This is a genomic window from Paenibacillus agricola (assembly GCF_011440305.1).
GTDB classification, from domain to species: domain Bacteria; phylum Bacillota; class Bacilli; order Paenibacillales; family NBRC-103111; genus Paenibacillus_S; species Paenibacillus_S agricola.
Genome location: NZ_JAAOIW010000018.1, coordinates 72,749 through 93,302 on the forward strand (window position 1 = coordinate 72,749; position 20,554 = coordinate 93,302).

Here is a 20,554-nt window from a genome sequence, read left to right on the forward strand (position 1 = left end):
CGAACGATTCCGGAGCGGAACCGTTCGGTTCTATTTACAGATGAATAAAAAAGAGCAGAGGTGTATGTTATGTACTCAAGTAACACACCATTTGGATTATCATGGTGAAGCCATAACGGAGATACGTTATATTTTTGCTGCTAGCATGATCGAAGCTTTGGATATTATGTCCGCACATATTCATCCCTTGCGTGTTTTAACGGAATTATACAGCATTTCCATAGAAAAAAACCATGAAGACTAAGTGGGATATGGGACTTTAATGGACGCGAGGGAGAAATCCTTCGTAACAAACTTGTTTACCTTGCCTTATCTTGGCAGAACAAAATGGGTGTAGCTCCTTCCATTACAAGCACCATTTCTGAATTCGATGCAGCAATGCTAGTTGGTTGTAATTATGAGCAATATGCTCAACAGGGTCAAAATAAGCTGCAACAAAGGGATACGACGTTATTTTAAGTTAAAGCATGTAAACCTAGCGGCAAAAGAGGCAGTACAATTACAAAGGCGCCGCAAGCTAGGAATTACGAATGGGACCAGCTTGTGTGGATTTTATACAAAGAAAACTATGAAATACAGGAAGCATGGTTGTGGGATGTTGAATTATACAAAGAGACTTTCCAAAATAGTAAGCGTATTAGTCCTGCTGACATGAGGAGTGGTACTTACTTAAAAGGTGTATTCTAAAAATTATTGATTTTATACCTGGTTGATCTCCTTTAATTGGATTATCATAGTGATGGAAAATTGGAGAATTCATACTATAAATTCATGAGAGTTAAAACCGGATGGTGCTTAGACAGCATTGCCCGGTTATTTTATATAAATCAAAAAAATATGATTTATCTTAAAAAATAAACTATTTACTTTTTAAGATAATGGTGTTATATTTATATTAGGAAATAAAAATAAATTATTTACTTTTGAAAGTGAGGAAAATATAATGGGAAATAACAAACGTTTGATGAATCAAGATGACAAAAAGGTGTTGAGTATGCCACAAAGTACATTAAAGGCGATTCGCGATTTACTTTATCAAGGAAAAGGTTCTATTATTCCTCAATATCGAAACGGGTTTGCTTTTGATTCACTGATGGCCGCGCGGTTTACAGATACACATGAAGGAGCACCCGATGTATTAGATGTTGTTGCCTTTAAAGATTCTGAAGAGAAACGCTACCTCATTGAAATGCATTTAGGCAGTAAAGAAATCTCAATTGATGTGGAAAGAAGAATTATGGATGAAAATACTTACTTGGTAATGGCCATAAAGGGGACTTTTGATTCTTCGAAATTGGAGTTCTTAACTTGGGTGGATAGACTGGAAAATCCATTGGTTGTCCAACCTATCTATGATCGTCATATGCTTGCTGAGCCTGTGCTTTTACATAGTGAAAGAAAATCAGTAATTTTCCAACGCTGTATCCGCAGATAAGATATCCAAGGGAGTTGAACTAAAATGGTCACCAATAAATCGGAAGCAGCATTATTCGGAATGGCTGATAAGCTCAGAAGTACGGTGTTAACGGCTGAAAAATATGATAACGTGATCGTTCCTTTATTTTCACTTCGCTATGGATATGTATTTCAAGAAAAGTATGATCTTCATTTCACTATGCCATGGTCAGAGATTTCCGGTGACAGATCTGGAAACAAAGTCATGCAAGCACTAGGTGAACTAGCCTCTCAAAGGTCTGAAATTCAGCATGGATTAATGTTACTCGACATAGAGAGCTGTAGAGGCATTCTACCGGAACTGATGTACCAATTAGAAAAAATAGAATTCATAGAAGACAGCAGTGAGTTATTAGAAACGTATTTTCAAGCAGGAGCAAAACTTCGTAGTAAGTATGGTACGTTATTCGAACCAAATGAAATTAATGATTTAGCAGTGAGAATCTTGGATGTGAAACCGAACGCTTCTGTCTACGACTTCGCAGCAGGATATGCCAGATCGCTTGTACAAGCAGCCCAATCAAATGTTAATGTTTCTATCCATGGAAATGACATAAATAAAGAAGCTGTGGGAATTGGGCAATTATATTGTTTTGTGTCTGGATTACAGCAATTTAACTACGAGCAAAATGACGTTTTTACTTTATTAAGCGACGAAGTAACATCGGAACGAAAATATAATTATGTGATATCTCATCCGCCCCTGGGTCTTAAATTGGACCAAGAAATTCGCACCAAATATGGGGTTATTAGAAGAGATGCCACAATGGGGTTTGTTATTCATGCCTTAGATTCATTAAAGGAAGATGGTAAAGCAATTGTAACTGTGTCCAATAGTGTGTTGTTTCAAGGAGCAGCTACTGGGGACATTCGCAAAGACTTGGTCGATGATGATCTGATCGACGCTGTTATTACCTTACCAGCAGGTATATTTATGGGGACATCTATTCCTATCACAATGCTTGTGTTAGATAAAAATAAGACCCCTGAGCGAAAAGGAAAAGTACAAATCATAGATGCGACATCATTTGGTGAGCGCAAACGTGGAGAAACCAGTATGTCATCCGCAGAGATTGATCAAATTATGGATCGGTACCTTCATTTCAAGGAGGATAACAAATTAAGCAGGATTTTAGATGTGTTCGAGATTAGACAAAACAACTATAATTTATTGCCTAGCTCTTATGTCCAAATGGAAGATGCAAACTCCATCATTGGGGAGGTACAGATTGATCGCTCTGCCTTTGAGAATAATATCAAAACAGTACCTTTGCGGCAGGTTGTAGATATATATAGGGGACTTAATACTGCTGGTAGTTTAGATACAGAAACAACAAAGGCTAAAGTTATTCAATTAGCTGACTTGCAGGATGGGGTCTTGCATCTAGATAGTGTGCAAACCTATGGTTTGAAAGCAACAACCAATGAAAAAGAATGCGAAATTAAAGCAGGGGACGTATTGTTAACGAGCAGAGGGATCGTCATGAAATTTGCGGTCGTATCCGAGCTTGAAGAAGATGATTCTTATTATTTATCGGCTAATTTTATAGGACTTCGCCCTTTACCTGGAGTTAATCCATACTTTCTGCTAGCTTTTTTTGAAAGTCCTATAGGAGAATCCTATATTCGTTCTTTGAGAAAAGGTGCTGCTTTGCCCATTTTAAATGTTAAAGACATTCAGGATATCCCTATCCCCAAATTGTCTTCCGATGAAATGGAGCAGATTGGAAACCGATATAAGAAAACTTCAAGCGACTATGCCGAAGCCATTAAGGCTGCTAAGCGTATATACATTAATCAGTTAGAGCAGGTCTATGAGAACATTGGAGTTAGTAAGGGATATAAGAAAAAATCTAATTAAGAGGTTTACTTACAATTTTGTCGAATATTATCCAAATGCCTCGAACTAGTCCTTTAGTCACGATGGTAAATTTCAAAGGACATTCGTATCCTTGTTATTGATAGGAACATGCGTTTCCTGACAACTACCTGTCAAAGTAGAATGATATATTGTAAGTATTAGAAAAAAATGCGAGAGTCTATAGAACTACATGAACGTTAATCAGAGGAGATATACACATGCAGAACTTTAACGAAAAAATAAGTTTTATTTGGAAAATAGCCGAGCTTTTAAGAGGACCCTATAAACCAGAGCAGTATGGAAATGTCGTTTTGCCATTAGCCGTTCTCAGAAGGTTTGATTGTCTGTTGGAAGATACAAAGCAGATTGTCATAGAGAAAGCCAAAACCACAGATATTGAAATGATTCTGAATAGGTTGACGGGGCATGGCTTTTCTAATAAATCGAATTTCGGATTTGCTAATTTATTGGATGATCCGGATAATATCAGAGCGAATTTTGAAAGCTATATCCAAGGATTCTCGACGAATATAAGAGAGATCGTGGAGAACTTCGATTTTGAGAAAGAAATCAAAAAGCTAGATGACAACAATATGCTGTTTTTGGTCATCAAGGAATTTTCCCAAATCGATTTGCATCCTGACACGGTAACCAATCAAGAGATGGGCTACATCTTTGAAGAGTTGATTCGTCGATTCTCTGAGAATGCCGAAGCAGGGGATCACTATACACCGAGAGAGGTTATCGAGTTGATGACCAACATCCTCTTTAACCATCTTGAACAAGAGCTTGTCCAGGAAGGCAGTATCTTTACAGTAGGGGATTTCGCTTGCGGCACAGGAGGGATGCTATCCGTAGCCACCCATCATATTCAAAGACTGAATCCGAATGCTCAGATTGAAGTGTTCGGTCAGGAGCTCAATCCGCAATCTTATGCGATTTGCAAATCGGACATTCTCATTAAAGGCCAGAAGGAAAAAAATATCGTTCTCGGCAACTCCTTCACGGCAGACGGACACCGTGGTGAAAAAGTCAGATTTGCTCTCATGAATCCTCCCTTCGGCGTTTTACCGAACATGATGAATCTAGTGCAATGATGGTTATACTTTTTCAGTATAGGGAATTACTCGTGAATCAACGCGAATCATCCCTAAATGGGTGATTCGTGCTATTTGTCTAGGTCAGGAAGAGGGATGCAGATGAAACAACAATGGCTGGATGAAGAACAAGCTGATCTGGATCGTTTGACAGTTCAAATGGAATTGATGGTTGAGCAGTTGGATAAAGTGTCGTTTCGCCCAGTGAATGAAGTAGATGCCCGAAGGGAGATTTCCCGAAAGGCAAGATTAAATGCAATTTCCGATGCTTTACCTTTGCCCTATATCGGGCGCCTTGAAGTTGTGGAAGGTGACGATCCTGTTTCTTATAGAATTGGTAAAAAGGGCATCGATGATGATGATTTTATGCCATTGATTTATGATTGGCGAAGTCCACTCGGTGAAGCATACTACGCTTTCATTGGCGGCGGGGATGGTCATGTGCAGGTTCAAACTCCAGAAGGGATTGGGGATTTTTGGGTGCGCAAGAAAAGAACTGTACATATTCGAGAACGTTGGGTTCTGGATGTGAGGGAGCTTTATAGTGAATTATATCCATTAGCCGAGCAATCTGAAGAAGAAGCACAAGACCCGATCCTTCGCATGCTCTTAGAGCAGCAGGGTGATGACCATCAGCTGAGAGAAATAATTGCTTCTATCCAAAAGGAGCAGAACGACGTCATTCGACTAGGCATAACACAGCCTATACTGGTGCAAGGTGTTGCTGGTAGTGGGAAAACGAGCATTGCCCTCCATAGAATTTCGTTCATGCTCTACCATCATCAAAAGCAATTAGACGCACGGAATATTGTTGTTCTGGCTCCGAATCGGATTTTCCTGAACTATATGCGGGAGATTGTAAAGGAGTTAGACATACAAGGTATTCAGCAAATGACAATGTCAGATTTGGCAATGCGTCTTCTCCCGTATGTAAAAGAAGTTCGGCATGCTCAATATTGGCTTGAGAAAGCCATGACGGATCCAGACTCTGAATCCAAGTGGGATGAGGCAATACGGTACAAAACATCTATGGAATTTCATAATGACGTAAATCAACACTTGGAGCAGTTATCTTCCGCATATTTGCCGGTCAACTTTCCCAAATTGAAATCTTTTACGGACGATTTACTTGATCTGAGCACAGTCTTTACAAGGATCTATGAAGGATATAGACATCTTCCGCTTAATGCTCGACGTGAGGAAACGATAAAATCCATTCATAGTTGGAAAGAACTTGAACTGACAAATCAACGTAAGGGTATGCAAGCAAGAGTTACTCGTTTCCGTCAGGAATGGATTGTCGATGTGCATGATAGCCTTGCTGTTAAGGGTGAGGCAGAAGCCAAATTGCTTGAACTGGCTGCTGTTAAGCTTGATTTACAGAAAAGAGATTGGGAGCAGGCTATTGGCGAGTATGTGGATGGATGGCGTAAACTTCAGATTTGGGATGTATACGCTGATCTTCACCGTATTGAAACTCTCTTACAATTAAATTCGGATATGCCGGAAACAATTGCACATGGAATGGAAGAAGAGGCTGGGCGTGTACTGAAAGAACGAGGGAAATTGATTGCATATGAAGATATCGCACTACTGTTACTACTTGAGCAGAAGGTGAATGGCCTGCAGGCAGTAAGGTTCGATTACATGCTTATTGATGAAGCACAGGACTACTATCCATTCCTGCTAAGAATGCTTAGGGAAATGACGAAATCAATGACTATGTTGGGAGATGTTACACAAAGTATCTGTCATTGGACAGGTATTAAGGATTGGTCTGTGTTAGATTCTGTATTTGATATACCGGTCCACCGTATCGATCTGACGGTAAGTTACCGTTCGACTATTGAGATCATGCAAATAGCGAATCAGATCCTGCAGCGCTCGCAACTTGGTGTCTCGGTCATTCACCCGGTTAAGCGTCATGGTCCAGTCCCAGTATTCACACGTATTTTAAGTTATGAGGAATTACTTGAGCAGCTAGCACTGTCTGTTCAACATTGTTTAGAACAGGGTTATCGGAGAATAGCCGTTGTTGTTCATAATTTGGAGTTATGTCGTGCTTTTCATCAAGAATATACGTCAGTGGCAACACGTGAGGCACAGCTTGTCGAGGATCCAGAACAGGAATTACAGGAGAAAGTGATTTTCATACCATCTGTACTAGTAAAGGGCCTAGAATTTGATGCGGTAATCATACCGAGTACTTATGGGACAACAATAATGGATGCAAGATTACTCTTCGTCAGTGTAACACGCGCACAGCAAGCCTTACATATTCTTTACTACGATCAGCCAGGACCATTTCTAATAAACGACCAGTTTCAACTATCCACCGATTAAGAAAGGATGATACCAAATGAATCCAATCACACCAAGTACAGAATTACCATCTTTGAAAGATGCTCAAAAAGAGCTTCAAAGGGAACTGCAAAAACTATTTAAATCAGTGTGCACGCTTATTGACTATAAAGCAGGTGATCCAGACTTCCCGGCTGCCGCTGTGAAAGTACTTACCGAGCTGCCAAAAGGAGAGGTACTCGGAGAATCCCTTGAGCTTTTGAAGAACAAGTTCTCTCCTCAATTCGAATCCTTTGTACAAGTTAATATTCAAGCGTACAAACGTTACGAAACTGCATATCTACGTGGTCTGAAAGAACGAGGAGGTACGTTCAGGGAAACGAGTAATGGTTGGCGAATTGGGTCCCTAATGCTCGAAACGAAGCCTGCACTTGCGCAAGTACGGTTTTTGTATAATCGGCAGACGCTTACAGATTGGACGGACATCCGTGATGAAAACAAGCTTGTAGAACTTGAGCAGCAAGCCTCAGAACTTCTGAAACTAGTGGAATTAGAGGGGGATGAACTGACAGAGTGGGTGTGGATATGTTTTAAAAAGGCGATAATAGAGCGTTACGAGAGCATTGAAGGACAGCGCTGTCTAATTCAGGATGTGTATCTGGAATTCGAGGCTAGAATGAAACGAGATACAGCTTGGCGCAAAAAGCTGGGTACTATGATTAAAGAACGCTATCCAATGTGGGCATTTTTATACAATCTTGACCGCTACAGAACTTTAGGGACAAAGGTGCCTGCATCCCGAAGACTAATACTTCAAACTGGGAGCCAACAGGAGGTAAGCCAGGGGCTGGGAGTTACCGTCGGTGGTCTTGTTACCGAGGATGATTATAAAACGATGTGTTACCTTATCATGCTCGGCGGTTAATCTAGAAGGGGGATATGTATGTTGAAACCGACGGAATACGAGCTTTGGAATGCGCTAGAAACGATGGCTCAATATGGGGTGCCGGATCCCCAAGCTGTACATTTTATGGATATCGGAAGTAGGTCTTACCTTGAATATTTTGAGCGAGAAATCCTTGATGAACTAATCAAGTTGGGAGGCGCTACGTGTCGAATCTTTGAGGGAGCATATGGTGCAGGTAAAACGCATCTTCTCCATCTGCTTCGGGGGTTAGCCCTTCGTCGTGGGATGGCAGTAGCGAGTATTGATCTTTCTCAAGAGCTAAAGTTAGAAGACTGGCGTCAGATTACGATAACCATTCTAGAGACACTTGAAGTTAAAATTGATGGAGCTACTGTACGGTCGCTTCCTAACATAATACTTGACTTACAAAAAACAGGTCGTATTCAGACAGAGGAGTTGCAGCGAGAAGCACAAGCGCATCCCGGCTTCTATAATGCCATGCTATGGGCAACAAAGAAGGAACAATTATCTGAGCAAGCTTGGAACACGCTCCAGATCTTCCTGTTAGGTGGAAAAGTGAATGTAACCGAGCTGCGTCGCCAAGGATTAACAGGTGTTAAAGCGCCGCTCACCCAGCGAAATGCTGAACTTGTACTGAAGACAGCACTCGGAGGACTTTACCGTTTAGGGCTGCCAGGCGTTATGCTTTTATTTGATGAAAATGAGAAAACCTTAACTCTTACCCGTAATGCTCCAACTCAAAAACAGCGTGTGGCGGCTAATTTGATGCGTCGATTAATCGACGGCTGTACGACAGGGTTACTCGTTGGCACAGTATCTATTTTTGCTGTATTACCCGATTTTCTCGATGCATGTGCTACCGCTTATCCAGCACTAGGACAACGGTTGCAGATGGTTCGGGATGGTTTGAAAACGCCAGCATGGCGAATTCCCGTTTTGCCAGTCACATTAATTAATGAAATTCGAAGTCAGGAACAATTCGTTGAGGAAGCTATTAACGTGTTCCTTCAGTATGCTCAGATTCTGCAGCTTTCAGCGGAAGGTCTCGAAGAAACTCTGCGTAATACAGGAGAAACCATCATCGAGCATAATGTAGGGTCTGGTTACAAACGAGAATTAATGAAGGCATTTGCTAGTAAGTTGTTCTTAGTGCAAAAGGGGGATACAGCATGACCAATGAAATTATCAACATGTTCGAGACCATGGCGTCATACGGTACTGCTCCTGAAGAAGGTTGTAGTTTGTTCGGTGTTGGTTACGAAGAAACATTCAAGCGTTTGAAGAACACCTATTTGATTAACCGTTTTAAACGCGGCGCATCCGCTGAGAAGTTTATCGTCGGTCCCTTTGGATCGGGAAAGACACATTTTTTACATCAATTTTTAGAAATTGCCCGAATAGAAAACTGTGCTACATCGAAGGTAACACTGAACAAAGATATTGATTTCACACAAAGTTTGACTGTTTACAAGGAAATTGTGCTGCAGCTTCGTTTACCTAATGGACAAGGGCATGGAATGAAAGCTCTTCTTCAAGGCTGCGTGGAAGGAGTCCGAGCCAAAGCTCCTTCGCCGGAAGTGGCAACAATACTTATTGATAGTTGGATTAAAGGCCTCGTCCAAACGGATTTCAAGCTCCCAGCGTATGGACGGGTGCTTCAGCATGCTTGCATTGCACTTCTAGATCAAGATCTAAATCGATTTGATTCAGCTTGTAGATGGCTAGGTGGTGAATTTGAGGAGCGTAAATTATGTGAAATGTTTGATGTACAGTCTGTCCAAAAAAGCGAACATAATCGTTTTGCTAAAAGGGCTTTACACTCTCTATTTCAGTTTATCAAGCACGCAGGCTATCAAGGCACAGTAGTAGGATTTGACGAAGCTGAACAAGGGTTTGCCGTTGACAAGAAGAAAACTGCCCGTATTCTATCCGCACTTATGGCAGACATCAATGCTATCGTAGAGCTTGAGAAAGGAGCGGTACTGCTTCTTTATGCAGTGACACCAGACTTAATCGAAACAATGGATTCCTTCGCGGCACTACAGCAAAGAATTGCAGATCCAGGAGCTGGAAACGGATTCTTTGATGGCAATGTATATGCGCCTGTGATTGATCTCACCAAACGGCCAGAAATGGTTCAAGATCTTACATCCATTGGACAAAAATTAGTAGAACTTATGTATACGTATTTTGGTAATGAAATGCACTCATCGAAGGAAAAGAATCTCGAGAAGGTAAGTAGACTTGCCGTTAGTGTAACGGAGGAAGATTTATCAAGCAGTAATCGCCGAACGATGGTCAAGTACGTATGTACAATGTTACTTCAGGAATTAGATACCGCTTTTCAGGAGACTGCCCCTGGGTGGTCGGAGGATGAAGTATGAAGCTCTGGGTCGCAGAAAAGGGAATGCGTGTAGCTGTTGATCGAATGGGAACTGGTACTGTAACTAAGGTGACCGGAACAGGAGTAATGGTTCATTTGGATCAATACTCTATTGAAGTTGAAGTTCAGAAGGATTGGATGACACTAATAGATGTTGATGGTACACAAGAAGTCTCCGTGAACAATACTGATACCGAGGGTATTGGAACGAAGGCTAAGGGAGATGCAATTGGTGAAACAGTTGGGGGACCTGAAGGTAATACAACTAATGTTAAGAATTCACATTCTTCTGAGCCTAAAGTCGAAGAGGTAAAGTCTTATAGTTCAGCAGCACGGGTGATTATGGGAGCCATGGGGATTCCTGATATAGCAGTAAAAAAACCGACTATACCTGTGAAGACTGAAGCGGGTTCGTCATCGGGAGAAGGGCAACCGGCTAATACAACTGTATCGGCTGAAAATAATGAAGGACAAACTACAGTAGCTTCTTCTTCTGCTCCGATTAACAGTTCTATAGATCCAAAGCAGTTACAAGCAAGACGCGCTTTGGAATCACTACGTTTTGGACTTGTGCCCCATGGCCATATTGAGTCACTTACGCTCGGTTATAATGAACTTCGCAGCTGGGTAGTAAATTGTCTGCCAGATAGTCGAGATGATGCTCCGGGATTGTATAAGGTTGTTGGCCCATTCGGAACCGGTAAAAGCCACACAATGGAAGTCATACGTCATCTGGCTGAAAAGGAAGGTTATCTGACAGCAAAGGCAGAGGTGGATGGACAAACAATCAGCTTATCAGAGCCAGCAAAATTACTCCATACATTATGTGGTACGCTAGCAGGTAGTGGCTTTCACAGTGAAGTACCGCTTGTACATCTTTTTGAGCGCCTACTTGAGAATGGTGAGACAGACGAAATTTTCCGTAGGTTCGGGATGTCCAAAAGTTTTGACAATATGAATACGATCGAACGAATGCGACAGGCTGAGATACTGGAGTTGTACGACACTATCATCGAGTCTATCCTCACAGGTAGTGATGAATATTCAGTATCCGAAGTAGAGGGAAAGATTCAACGGGAACGTGCTAATCTAAGATGGGGAGTCAATCTTCGTTCGCCAATTTCACGAACAGTCTCAATGAGGGCTATAGATTTCATTGAGGCCTTAGTATCTATTTCTCTATTGGCGCGTATGGCCGGATATAAGGGACTTGTTATAATGTTAGACGAATTTGAGGTTGAGACCACAGCAACTCGTATGAAATTTGAGAGAGTGGTAAATCAAGTTCGTTTACTTAGTGAGTATATCATTGGTAGACTCTCGAATAAACTTCCAGCGGCGCCATTAACGGTTTTTTTTGGTACGGTCGGCCAAATTAATAACCGAGCAGAAGCATGGATTGACTCTCATGTACAATCTGTTGAGGGAGCCACGTATAGACTTAGGACCTGGAACCAGGAGGAACGGCTGGAGCTCAGTGAAAAGATTTATCATTTATACCGACATGCTTACGGAGTAACCGAGGCTTACGATCGTGGACTAGCTATTGGGTTAGAGAGCCATTTAACCAAGGATGGCGAAGATAGTGGTTTGATTCGTAGATTCATCAAGTGGTATGTTGCATTTTTGGATATGAAATACGGACCACCAGGCAGAGCAAATGATTAGAGATAAAGATTTGCAGGCAGATCGAATAATTGCACATCAGATTGAACGATCTTGGTATGCGTTCTTTTCTCGGTTTGGCAGACTAACCCATGTACAGCGGGCTGCTATTCCGTTGCTGCTCGAGGGTCGGAATATCCTGCTTTGTGCCGCTACTGCCAGTGGAAAGACTGAGGCAGCATGTGCACCCCTGGTAGAGCGCCTTCTAAGTAGAGGTGGGCAAGGTATGATTCTGTATGTGACTCCGACTCGCGCATTGGTAAATGATTTATTTGCCCGATTGGAGGGGCCAGCGTCACTTCTGGGATTAACGATTAAGCGTCGTACAGGGGAATCTAGAATGACACTTTCCCCTCCGCCTCATTTACTTATTACTACTCCCGAATCATTAGACAGTATGCTCTGTAGAGGAGGTCTATCGGATGAAGAGGGTGGACATCTACTATCCAAAGTAGAGGCGGTAGTTTTAGACGAGATTCATCTTTTATACGGTACCCCAAGGGGCGAACAGACGAAGTGGCTTCTAGAGAGATTGAAGCGACTTCGACTTCAAGCTGAGTCTAAAGGTTGGTACAATCATAGCAAAGTTCAATTAGTCGGTTTAAGTGCAACAGTGGCCGACCCACAAGCGGTATTAGATCAATTTATGCCTGATGGACAGGTGGTATCGATATCGGGCAGCCGACTATTAAAGCAAGAAAGCGAATCAAGTCATTCAGAGAAATATGCCGCTCGTCCAATTCAATCCATCTTGGCTGATTATGTGATTGGATTGCAGCAAAAAGAGAAAATATTAGTGTTCTCCAACAGCCGGAAACGGGTAGACGAGCTTACGGAGTATTTTCGTCGTCACCACACAGATACCGGTTTTCAGATGGCTGCACATCATGCCAGTCTTACTAAGACACTTCGTGAAGAAACGGAGAGGGCGGTGCGTACAGAACAACGAATCATTGTATTCGCTACCTCTACCCTAGAAATCGGTGTTGATATTGGTGATATTGATATCGTTTTTTTGGATGGGCCTGCGCCTGATGTTGCATCCTTCTTACAAAGGATAGGTAGAGGGAATCGTCGTTCAGGAATGACGCGATTATGTTTGTGTGCGGATACGACCAAAGATCAAATTCTTCAATATGCTATTATAGCAGCTGCTGAAGACGGTCTGTTGTGTGTAAAGCCACCAGGATCTCAGTATGGAGTATTACGCCAACAGTTGGCTTCGTATATTTATCAAGCACCGAGATTGAGAAGGGGATATGCCCAGATTCGCAGCTTGTTCGGTACAACATTGGATGATAAACGGTTTCGTACACTAGTTGATGTGATGGTTAGAAATGGTGAGCTGAGGGAATTTCCGGAGGGGCTGCTCTTAGGTGAGTATTGGCGAGAGCAAGCTACTCTTGGCAGTATACACTCAACGATAGAAGGTTCTGCTGGGAATGATGTAGTTGATGAGAAAACCGGTCAGAAGCTGGCTAAAGGAGTGCTCATGCAAGGTGGGAAAGGTCTTCACACTGGCGGTAGAAGTTTATTGGTAAGACGGCATATTGGTCAAACCATTGAAGTTCGTCAAACGAACAAAGATACCTTTTCCACGGATGGATACAGTTATGCTTCAGGGGGAGCGATCAGAAGTGACTCGCAAGCACTGGCTCTTCGTCGCTACTTAGGTTTATCTGAAACAGATTGGCCAACACATCGCTTAGGGGATCGAGAGTACGTCTTTCATCTAGGTGGGCCTCGGCGTGCAGCATTTTTGAAATTGTATATTGAAATGGTAGCACCTGGGGTAAGGCCAGATGTAACGGAATACAGAATGTCATTAGTGGGTTTGAAACGAGAGTGGTTTACTAGTATAAGCGTTCGAGCCTTCCAAATAGAGCAGCAGTTATCAAAAGAGTTGGACCGGGTGGAGAATTGGTTAGGAAGACCACTTTCTAACCGGAAACTACCAGATCCACTTCGTCGTGAAGAACTACTTAGTTGGTTACGATTGGAAGAGGAATTAGCTGCATTGGCCACATCTCAATGGTTGGTGACGGGTCAAGCTGAGGTTTTAGAGTATTTTGTGTAATTAATCAATAACGATGGATTAAAGTAAATAACAACAATAATTATTAACTCGCATCGTTAGTTGATTATATCTAGTAGGAGTGTACGTTCCCTGACAGCCACTTGTCGGGGCTTTCAGGTATAGTATTAGACAAGAAGGCTTCTAAGAAAAAATATACTGAAAAGGAGAATTTCTGAATGGTGACATCATCTGCAAATACAGGAGTGAGATCGGATACCTTCTACCCTAAATTATTGGAACTTAATAACTATGATGAAACTATGCAACAATGTATAACGAAAACAGTGGAAAAGTTGCAGTCTGAGGATACATCTAAACGCCCAGGGATGTTGCTTGGGAAAATTCAGTCTGGTAAGACACGGACTTTTATTGGTGTAATGGCTTATGCTTATGATAATGGATTCGATGTTGTTATAATTTTAACTAAAAATTCAAACGCACTAGCTCAACAAACGACGGAGCGGTTAACCCGGGAGTTCAAAGTGTTAATAGAGAATGAGCTCATGCGTGTTTATGACATTATGAAATTGCCAGATCATTTGAAAAAATATGCATTAAGGCAAAAATTGGCTTTTGTCGTCAAGAAAGAAACTAAAAACATGGATCGACTTCGCAAAGCTTTCTTTGAGCAGTATCCAGCTTTAACAGAGAAGAAAATTTTGTTTATTGATGATGAGGCTGACTTAGCCAGTATTTCTTTTGAGAAAGACAAAGAAAGCAATATTGTTGAGTTGAGGACAATTGCAAGTAAAATTGACAAAATGAGGGCTGACCTAGCAGATTCTTCTTTTTTGCAAGTGACGGCTACACCATACTCACTTTATTTACAACCTGAAGATATGTCAGTCCATGAGTTTAAAAAATATGAACCTACTCGTCCTGCCTTTACAGAGTTGGTGCCTATTCACGATAAATACATTGGTGGTGAAATGTATTTTGAAAACTCTCAAGTAGATGGTCATATGGCTCAATTCTTGTTTGAAGAGGTTACTGAGAGTGAGCTAGATGTTTTAAGAAAAATAGATAAGCGACGAACACGAGGGGATTCACTAATAAAGCATAAAAATGTACTTTCTATGAGAAAGGCGCTTGTGAATTTTTTGGTTGGCGGAGGAATTCGCCGGTGGCAGCAGAAGCAGCTCCAACAGAAACAGAAAAAGTATTCGTTGATTGTGCATACAGAGAGAGGAAAGGGTGCACATGCGTGGCAGGAATACTTAATGACAATCTTGGAAGAGGAATTAAAAATTGCTGCTGAAGGAAATCATCCTGTATTTAAAGAGTTAATCGAAGAGGCCTATTTTAATATATTATGTTCATTAACTACTATAGATGTCATTATTCCGTCATTTGAGGAAATTTTGGAACTAGTCAGAGAGGCTCTAATTGAAGAAGAAGTAACAATATCGATCGTCAACTCTGAAAAAGATGTAGATCAGTTGCTGGATGAAACAGGTCAATTAAGATTAGATTCGCCTTTTAATATATTCATTGGTGGACAGATTCTGGATCGTGGGGTTACAATCGACAATTTAATTGGATTCTTTTATGGTCGGAATCCTAAACAATTTCAACAAGATACCGTACTTCAACATTCACGAATGTATGGTGCTCGTCCACTAGAGGACGTAGCTGTTACCCGCTTTTATACTACGCCATATATTTGGAATATTATGAGTAAGATTCATGAATTTGATAGTGCTCTTCGTGAAGCATTTGAACGTGGGGGACATGACCAAGGCATTATTTTCATTCAAAAAGATTTAGCCAACAAAATTATACCTTGCAGCCCTAATAAAATTATGCTTTCGCAACTTACCGTTTTGAAGCCCCATAAACGAATTTTACCGGTAGGTTTTAATACAAAGTCTAAAACGGCGATTGAACGAACCGTCAATCAAATCAGTCAGTTATTAAATGAAGCAGAACGAATGAGTAGCCTCAAAGACGATTCCAGTTTTACAATATCTGTCGAACTAGCAAAAGAAATTTTATCTCTAGCACATTCAACAGTAGAAATGGAAGATGGTTACGTTTGGGATATAAGCGAGTATCACTCCGTATTAGATTACCTAACAAAGGAAGTGGATCAAAATCCAGAAAGTCTTGTTTGGATTGTCCGACGGGAAAATCGTAACATAAAAAGAATTGATAATAACAATAAATTTGAAAATTCACCTGATACACCTAAGGGAGAACGTGGAGAACTGACCGTTGCTAGACAATTAACATCACACATCCCGGCATTGATTATGTTGTGTCAAAATGGATTAGTCGAAAATAAATGGCGCGGCGCGAAGTTTTGGTGGCCAGTTTTGGTTGTACCACAGAATATAACAACAACTATCTATTCTAAGAAAACTACTAATTTATAAAAACTTGAAAGAGGGAGGCTTTTTTTCTTATAGAACAAGCCTGTGAGTAGGCAGTAGAGAGACTAGACGACCAACACGGTCGTCTTTTTTCTATTCCCGCTCCATTGTAGCAAGAGAGGGCTAACGACCTATTTTGTCGAAATATAAAGAAAGGATTATTTTCCCATAGGAACATACATTCCATGACAAATAGATGACCCAACCCTATGATTTCATACTATTAACAGACTGATTAATGAATCTAGATATCCAATTTAAGCTGCGAGTATTATCTAAGCTCTCCGGGATGGAAGCAACCATTGGGAGGCTTGTAGGAATATTTCATGACGAGGATTACCGGGAAGGCCTGTTTGGCAGTATCCTTCAATCTGCATCCAGTCAGAAGATTTCTACTTTTGAGCAATCGATCCAATTACTAACTACTACAAAGTACTAAGGAATTTGGCTAAATGGCCCTAAGCTAGGCAGACCATAAAAGAAAATCAAGAACATGATCGGAAGCAAGAGCGCCAAGACGACGCAGCAGAGGTTCTGCGTATTCAAAACGGTTCAGTGGGCTTAGGCTGCATAAGTCTTATTCAGCAAGCCCTATTTAGGAGGCGTCACTTTATCCTATAGCATAGAACATATGTTTCATGACATCATTATGTCAATTTGAGAGAGTATACTTATTAAATATAGCCGAATGGAGATGGAATACTTGCCAACAATCGAACTAACTGAAGAAATGCTTAAATCCAATGGCTGGGCCTACTTATTTGATTTATCTCATTTAAAGGGATCACAAAATGAAGATGCGATTAACGAACACATTCGGAATATTTATTTGTCTGCCGTTGAAGCGCTGTCCAAACAAAGATCCAAAAAGTTAAAGAAAGGTCCCTTTGTTATTTGGAATTGTTTAAGAAGACTAGTCGGGGATAATAACCAGCCAACTGATGGTTACGTATTGATAGTAACTCCTTTCTATCACGAGGTTGCCGGCAGGGATGTTGACCCAATCGTTGAAAAAATGTGGCAACATAAAGGATATATTAGAGCTTCCTCAGCGATTCCTATATTAGAGGGTGCGGTTCCTGCTTGCCTATTTGAAGATGGGCAGGCCTATCCAATAGAGCTGGACGAGGAATTTTTCTCCCAACTATCGAATCTATTTGAAGAACATCAATACATGTTATCCCTTAACAATTATGGGATGGAGCTTCGTTCCAACCCGTATGAAAATTAGACGACTACTCAGGTCGTCTAATTTTCATCGCGTTTGCAATATCTATGACTCATTATGTAAAAATGACCAATACATGAGGATATTACCATAATAATATACATTCCATGACATTCTATTGCCCTACTATTATGATTTAATAGATCTAGAAGAAACTTATTAGGAGCCATTCCTGTAATGAAGTAATTTGAGCTTTGAAAGAAAAATGCGCCTTTAGTATACTGGAATCGTTCCGGGAAGAAAAAACCACATGCGAAAAGAAGCGCACACATGAAGTATAAAATGAAACAGAAACAGAATCAACGTATTACGCGAATTAAGGAAGGTACCTTAGTCGTTGGAGCAGATAGTACGAAGAAAATCCATGTGGTTCGGGCTGTGGAAGTGTGGTCAGCGAGCTGATAGGATATGTCTTCCCCGACCAGTACTGCTTTTACAAACAAAGAGATAAGGTCGCTGTGGAAAATGTGCTGCTTCTCCGATGGAACCGACATCATCATTTCCGCTTGTGAATCGTTAAAAGAACAGCTTCATCTGTTTCCTCATGAGGTGTACCATCATTTCTATCGGAATTTGAAAAGGGGATTACTTTGATAGAGGGATATTGGAATTTTTAATTAAGGAACGGTGGGGCAATTGCTAAAAAGATACATGTACGAATGCACATGCGGTTGGCATTATGAGCATCAAAGTGGAGGCTATCGGGAACCAGGAGATGTAGTTTCCGCTATCGAAAGCAAGCTTGACGAGCGAATACATCCGAGAGCAAAAAGGGCATGGCAGCAGCTGTTCATCCAACCTCTTCTTATTCAAGAGAGAGAAAGACCCAAACCGGTTCAGTTCAATATTCCGTCATTTTTACAGTCAAGAAGAAAGAACGCGGGCGATTCTGGACAAGCTGCGCTATCCGTTGATAAGCGCCATGTGTGCGAGAGCCGGTTATTAGGAGCATGTAGCTACTGCCGGATGGTTACTGAGCATTACGCGGTTTATTCATCAAATGGACATGAATTGATGCATCCGATACTTTGTGAAGCTTGCGGTGAGGATATCAAGGTTTTTGAAGACTTTACGAGCATTTCTTGCCCGATCTGCGATGAAAATGTGATCGCGGTCGAGATCAAATTAATTCCGGCAGATGTGTTAAGCAGACGCACTTTGTCTTTGCATCAGCAGCTTGAAAATGAATGCGTTAACCCGCGATACATCGGCATGGCTAAACGTCTTCTTTTGCTGCTTTCCAGATTCGAAAACGTTCCTTTAGCGGAGGACTCTGTTTCTGACTGGGCAGGAGCGGCAGTAAAAGTGATTGCGCTGCATGACTTAAGAAATCAGGGGAAGCTTGATGAGAATAAGGAGTCAAGTCCTAAGCTTGAGGAAAAGATTTGTCTTATCGAAGAGATACTGGATCATTTGGGGATAAGTAACATGTTTATTCATCATTCTGATACGGTGGTTTTCGCCGTTGGGGAGGAAGGGATCAGGGTATCCAATTCCTTAATCCCTATTTACCTAAATAAGTATGTGTTTGCTGCGGTTGAATGGTCAGAAACAAATGTAGGTTTCAGTGTGGACGGGCTCGTTTTGATTCCGAAAATAGAAAAGGTGGACCCTTCGTTGATATCGCCGGAGCAATGGGGAAAAAATCAATGGCTAAAATATATTTTACCAGCGAAACATATGGTTTTACTGGTGGGAGCAGGCAGCGGGCTAGGCGAATCGGCGATTGTTATTTCCAAGATTGCCCGATATTTTGGCTTGTTTACGTCCGCTGTCACAGGCCGTCCTCTCCCCTTAGAAGGAAGGGAAAGGCAACAGCGGGCTAATAAGTTGATAGGAAGGCTAGCGGCAGCGGTGGACTCGCTCCACGTTGTTCCGCAGCCATTACATACAGATGAAGCGGATAAAATTTCTGAACTGCTTCATAGGAGAGACGAGATGCTTCTTAAAGGCTTTAAAACATTGCTTCCGTATTTGCCAGAAGAGCAGGCATAGCATCCCGATCGGCAGATTCGCAAGAAGATGATGGATGTTCGGGGGTCTCGTTTGTCCAAGCCTTCGTGGTAACATTGAGTGTTACCGGTTCTGTGATACCCTATATACAAATGAAGGGGAGGGGATACAACATTCGTTCTAATCTTATACAAAATCAGCCGTTTACAGAGTTGCTAAAGAAGGCTATCATGGCCCGCCAGCTCGAATTGATAACGCGGATTCTTCAAAGCTCTAAGCTGGATCTTGCCGTAGCTGCATGGGAGATCATGTTAATGAAAAGCTTGAATGATGCGGAAATGCTGCTGGTACTGCAGAAGCTTACTATGGATATTCATACGCTGTTACCTAATAAAGAGACTTGGTTAACCCAAGCTGCAACCCAAGGAAAATATGATATCTGTGAATATCTTCTTAAACAGGGGGCAGACCCTAACCTTTGCAACGGATTTGAGGAACCGCCTCTCATCAGCGCAGCCAAAGGCGGCAGCCTCCGCTTGGTTGACATGCTGATACACTACGGCGCGAATCCCCTGAAACGGGATAAGCAAGACCAAACGCCATTGATGTGGGCTGCTTCAGCCGGAGCCCCGTCTCTTGTACAACGTTTTGTCAGCTTAGGTAATAACATGGATGACGGGAATAAATACGGACATACGGCTATTATTCGTGCATCGCAATCGCCCAATTTAGAAACTGTAAAATGCTTGCTGGACATGGGCTGCGATATCCAGGGAGCGCTTAAAGCCTTCATCATTCGACGCAGATACGAAGCCTTACAGCTTCTCTTGGAATACGGCGCTAACCCTAATGAGGTTTGTTCCAAATCCGGAGGCACCCCGTTTCAGTTTGCGGCTTGCGAGGGGGACTTAAGGATTATAAAGCTGCTGCTCCAATACGGTGCGGATCCTCATGTTACGGGGAATGACGGCGAAACGGCTTTAATGTGCGCGGCGGAATTTGGACATGGCTCCGTAATCGATATCCTGCTGTCGCAGCAGGTTGATTTATCGTTGTGTGATGTAGAAGGAAAAACAGCGGTAGATTACGCCCAAAAACAAGGCCAGACTTATATAAAACGCAAGTTAATGCTGCAAGGAGGCAGGAAAGGCAACGACCGCATCGTGTATTTTCAGCCATACCGCACGCCGCAGAAATCGCAACCTCGGATATAAGACAAGACTTTTAACTTTTA

At 41.8% G+C, this 20,554-nt stretch carries 15 protein-coding genes; all 15 read left to right on the top strand.

The genetic code is table 11. The features are described 5' to 3' along the window. The first annotated feature begins 40 nt into the window (after positions 1–40). The 15 genes from G9U52_RS31765 (at position 41) to G9U52_RS31835 (ending at position 20,534) form a co-directional block, all read left to right on the top strand. A complete protein-coding gene (locus G9U52_RS31765; protein ID WP_207953342.1) occupies positions 41–244 on the top strand; it encodes a hypothetical protein in 204 nt (67 codons plus the stop codon). A gap of 699 nt (positions 245–943) precedes the next feature. Beyond that, positions 944–1,435, top strand: a complete 492-nt coding sequence (locus G9U52_RS31770) for a hypothetical protein (RefSeq protein WP_166155246.1) — start codon at positions 944–946, stop codon at positions 1,433–1,435. 24 nt (positions 1,436–1,459) lie between these two features. Next, complete coding sequence (locus tag G9U52_RS31775; protein WP_166155248.1) at positions 1,460–3,316, top strand: N-6 DNA methylase; 1,857 nt, start codon at positions 1,460–1,462, stop codon at positions 3,314–3,316. 218 nt (positions 3,317–3,534) lie between these two features. Continuing rightward, complete coding sequence (locus tag G9U52_RS31780) at positions 3,535–4,413, top strand: type I restriction-modification system subunit M (RefSeq protein WP_166155250.1); 879 nt, start codon at positions 3,535–3,537, stop codon at positions 4,411–4,413. Between the two features lie 102 nt (positions 4,414–4,515). Beyond that, entirely contained in the window at positions 4,516–6,756 is a 2,241-nt protein-coding gene (locus tag G9U52_RS31785) for a HelD family protein (protein ID WP_166155252.1), read from the top strand. 16 nt (positions 6,757–6,772) lie between these two features. Then, on the top strand, positions 6,773–7,639 hold the full coding sequence (locus G9U52_RS31790) for a hypothetical protein (protein WP_166155254.1): 867 nt from the start codon (positions 6,773–6,775) through the stop codon (positions 7,637–7,639). Positions 7,640–7,657: 18 nt separating this feature from the next. Next, positions 7,658–8,815, top strand: coding sequence for a BREX system ATP-binding domain-containing protein (locus tag G9U52_RS31795; protein WP_166155256.1), 1,158 nt, complete (start codon positions 7,658–7,660; stop codon positions 8,813–8,815). Continuing rightward, the gene (locus G9U52_RS31800; RefSeq protein ID WP_166155258.1) at positions 8,812–10,026 is read left to right on the top strand and encodes a BREX system ATP-binding domain-containing protein; all 1,215 of its coding nucleotides are present in this window, start codon (positions 8,812–8,814) and stop codon (positions 10,024–10,026) included. The genes G9U52_RS31795 and G9U52_RS31800 overlap by 4 nt, the downstream gene beginning before the upstream one ends. After that, positions 10,023–11,693: a BREX system ATP-binding domain-containing protein gene (locus tag G9U52_RS31805; RefSeq protein ID WP_166155260.1), complete on the top strand. Its 1,671-nt coding sequence runs from the start codon at positions 10,023–10,025 to the stop codon at positions 11,691–11,693. Before G9U52_RS31800 ends, G9U52_RS31805 begins: the two co-directional genes overlap by 4 nt. Next, positions 11,686–13,767, top strand: a complete 2,082-nt coding sequence (locus G9U52_RS31810; RefSeq protein WP_166155262.1) for a DEAD/DEAH box helicase — start codon at positions 11,686–11,688, stop codon at positions 13,765–13,767. The genes G9U52_RS31805 and G9U52_RS31810 overlap by 8 nt, the downstream gene beginning before the upstream one ends. Before the next feature lie 176 nt (positions 13,768–13,943). Next, on the top strand, positions 13,944–16,142 hold the full coding sequence (locus G9U52_RS31815) for a Z1 domain-containing protein (protein WP_166155264.1): 2,199 nt from the start codon (positions 13,944–13,946) through the stop codon (positions 16,140–16,142). Between the two features lie 235 nt (positions 16,143–16,377). Then, a complete protein-coding gene (locus tag G9U52_RS31820; RefSeq protein ID WP_166155266.1) occupies positions 16,378–16,578 on the top strand; it encodes a hypothetical protein in 201 nt (66 codons plus the stop codon). 264 nt (positions 16,579–16,842) lie between these two features. Further along, positions 16,843–17,370: a hypothetical protein gene (locus G9U52_RS31825; protein ID WP_166155268.1), complete on the top strand. Its 528-nt coding sequence runs from the start codon at positions 16,843–16,845 to the stop codon at positions 17,368–17,370. 648 nt (positions 17,371–18,018) lie between these two features. Beyond that, positions 18,019–19,362, top strand: coding sequence for an FtsZ/tubulin family protein (locus tag G9U52_RS31830; RefSeq protein ID WP_207953343.1), 1,344 nt, complete (start codon positions 18,019–18,021; stop codon positions 19,360–19,362). Positions 19,363–19,550: 188 nt separating this feature from the next. After that, complete coding sequence (locus G9U52_RS31835; protein WP_166155272.1) at positions 19,551–20,534, top strand: ankyrin repeat domain-containing protein; 984 nt, start codon at positions 19,551–19,553, stop codon at positions 20,532–20,534. The last annotated feature ends 20 nt before the right edge of the window (positions 20,535–20,554 follow it).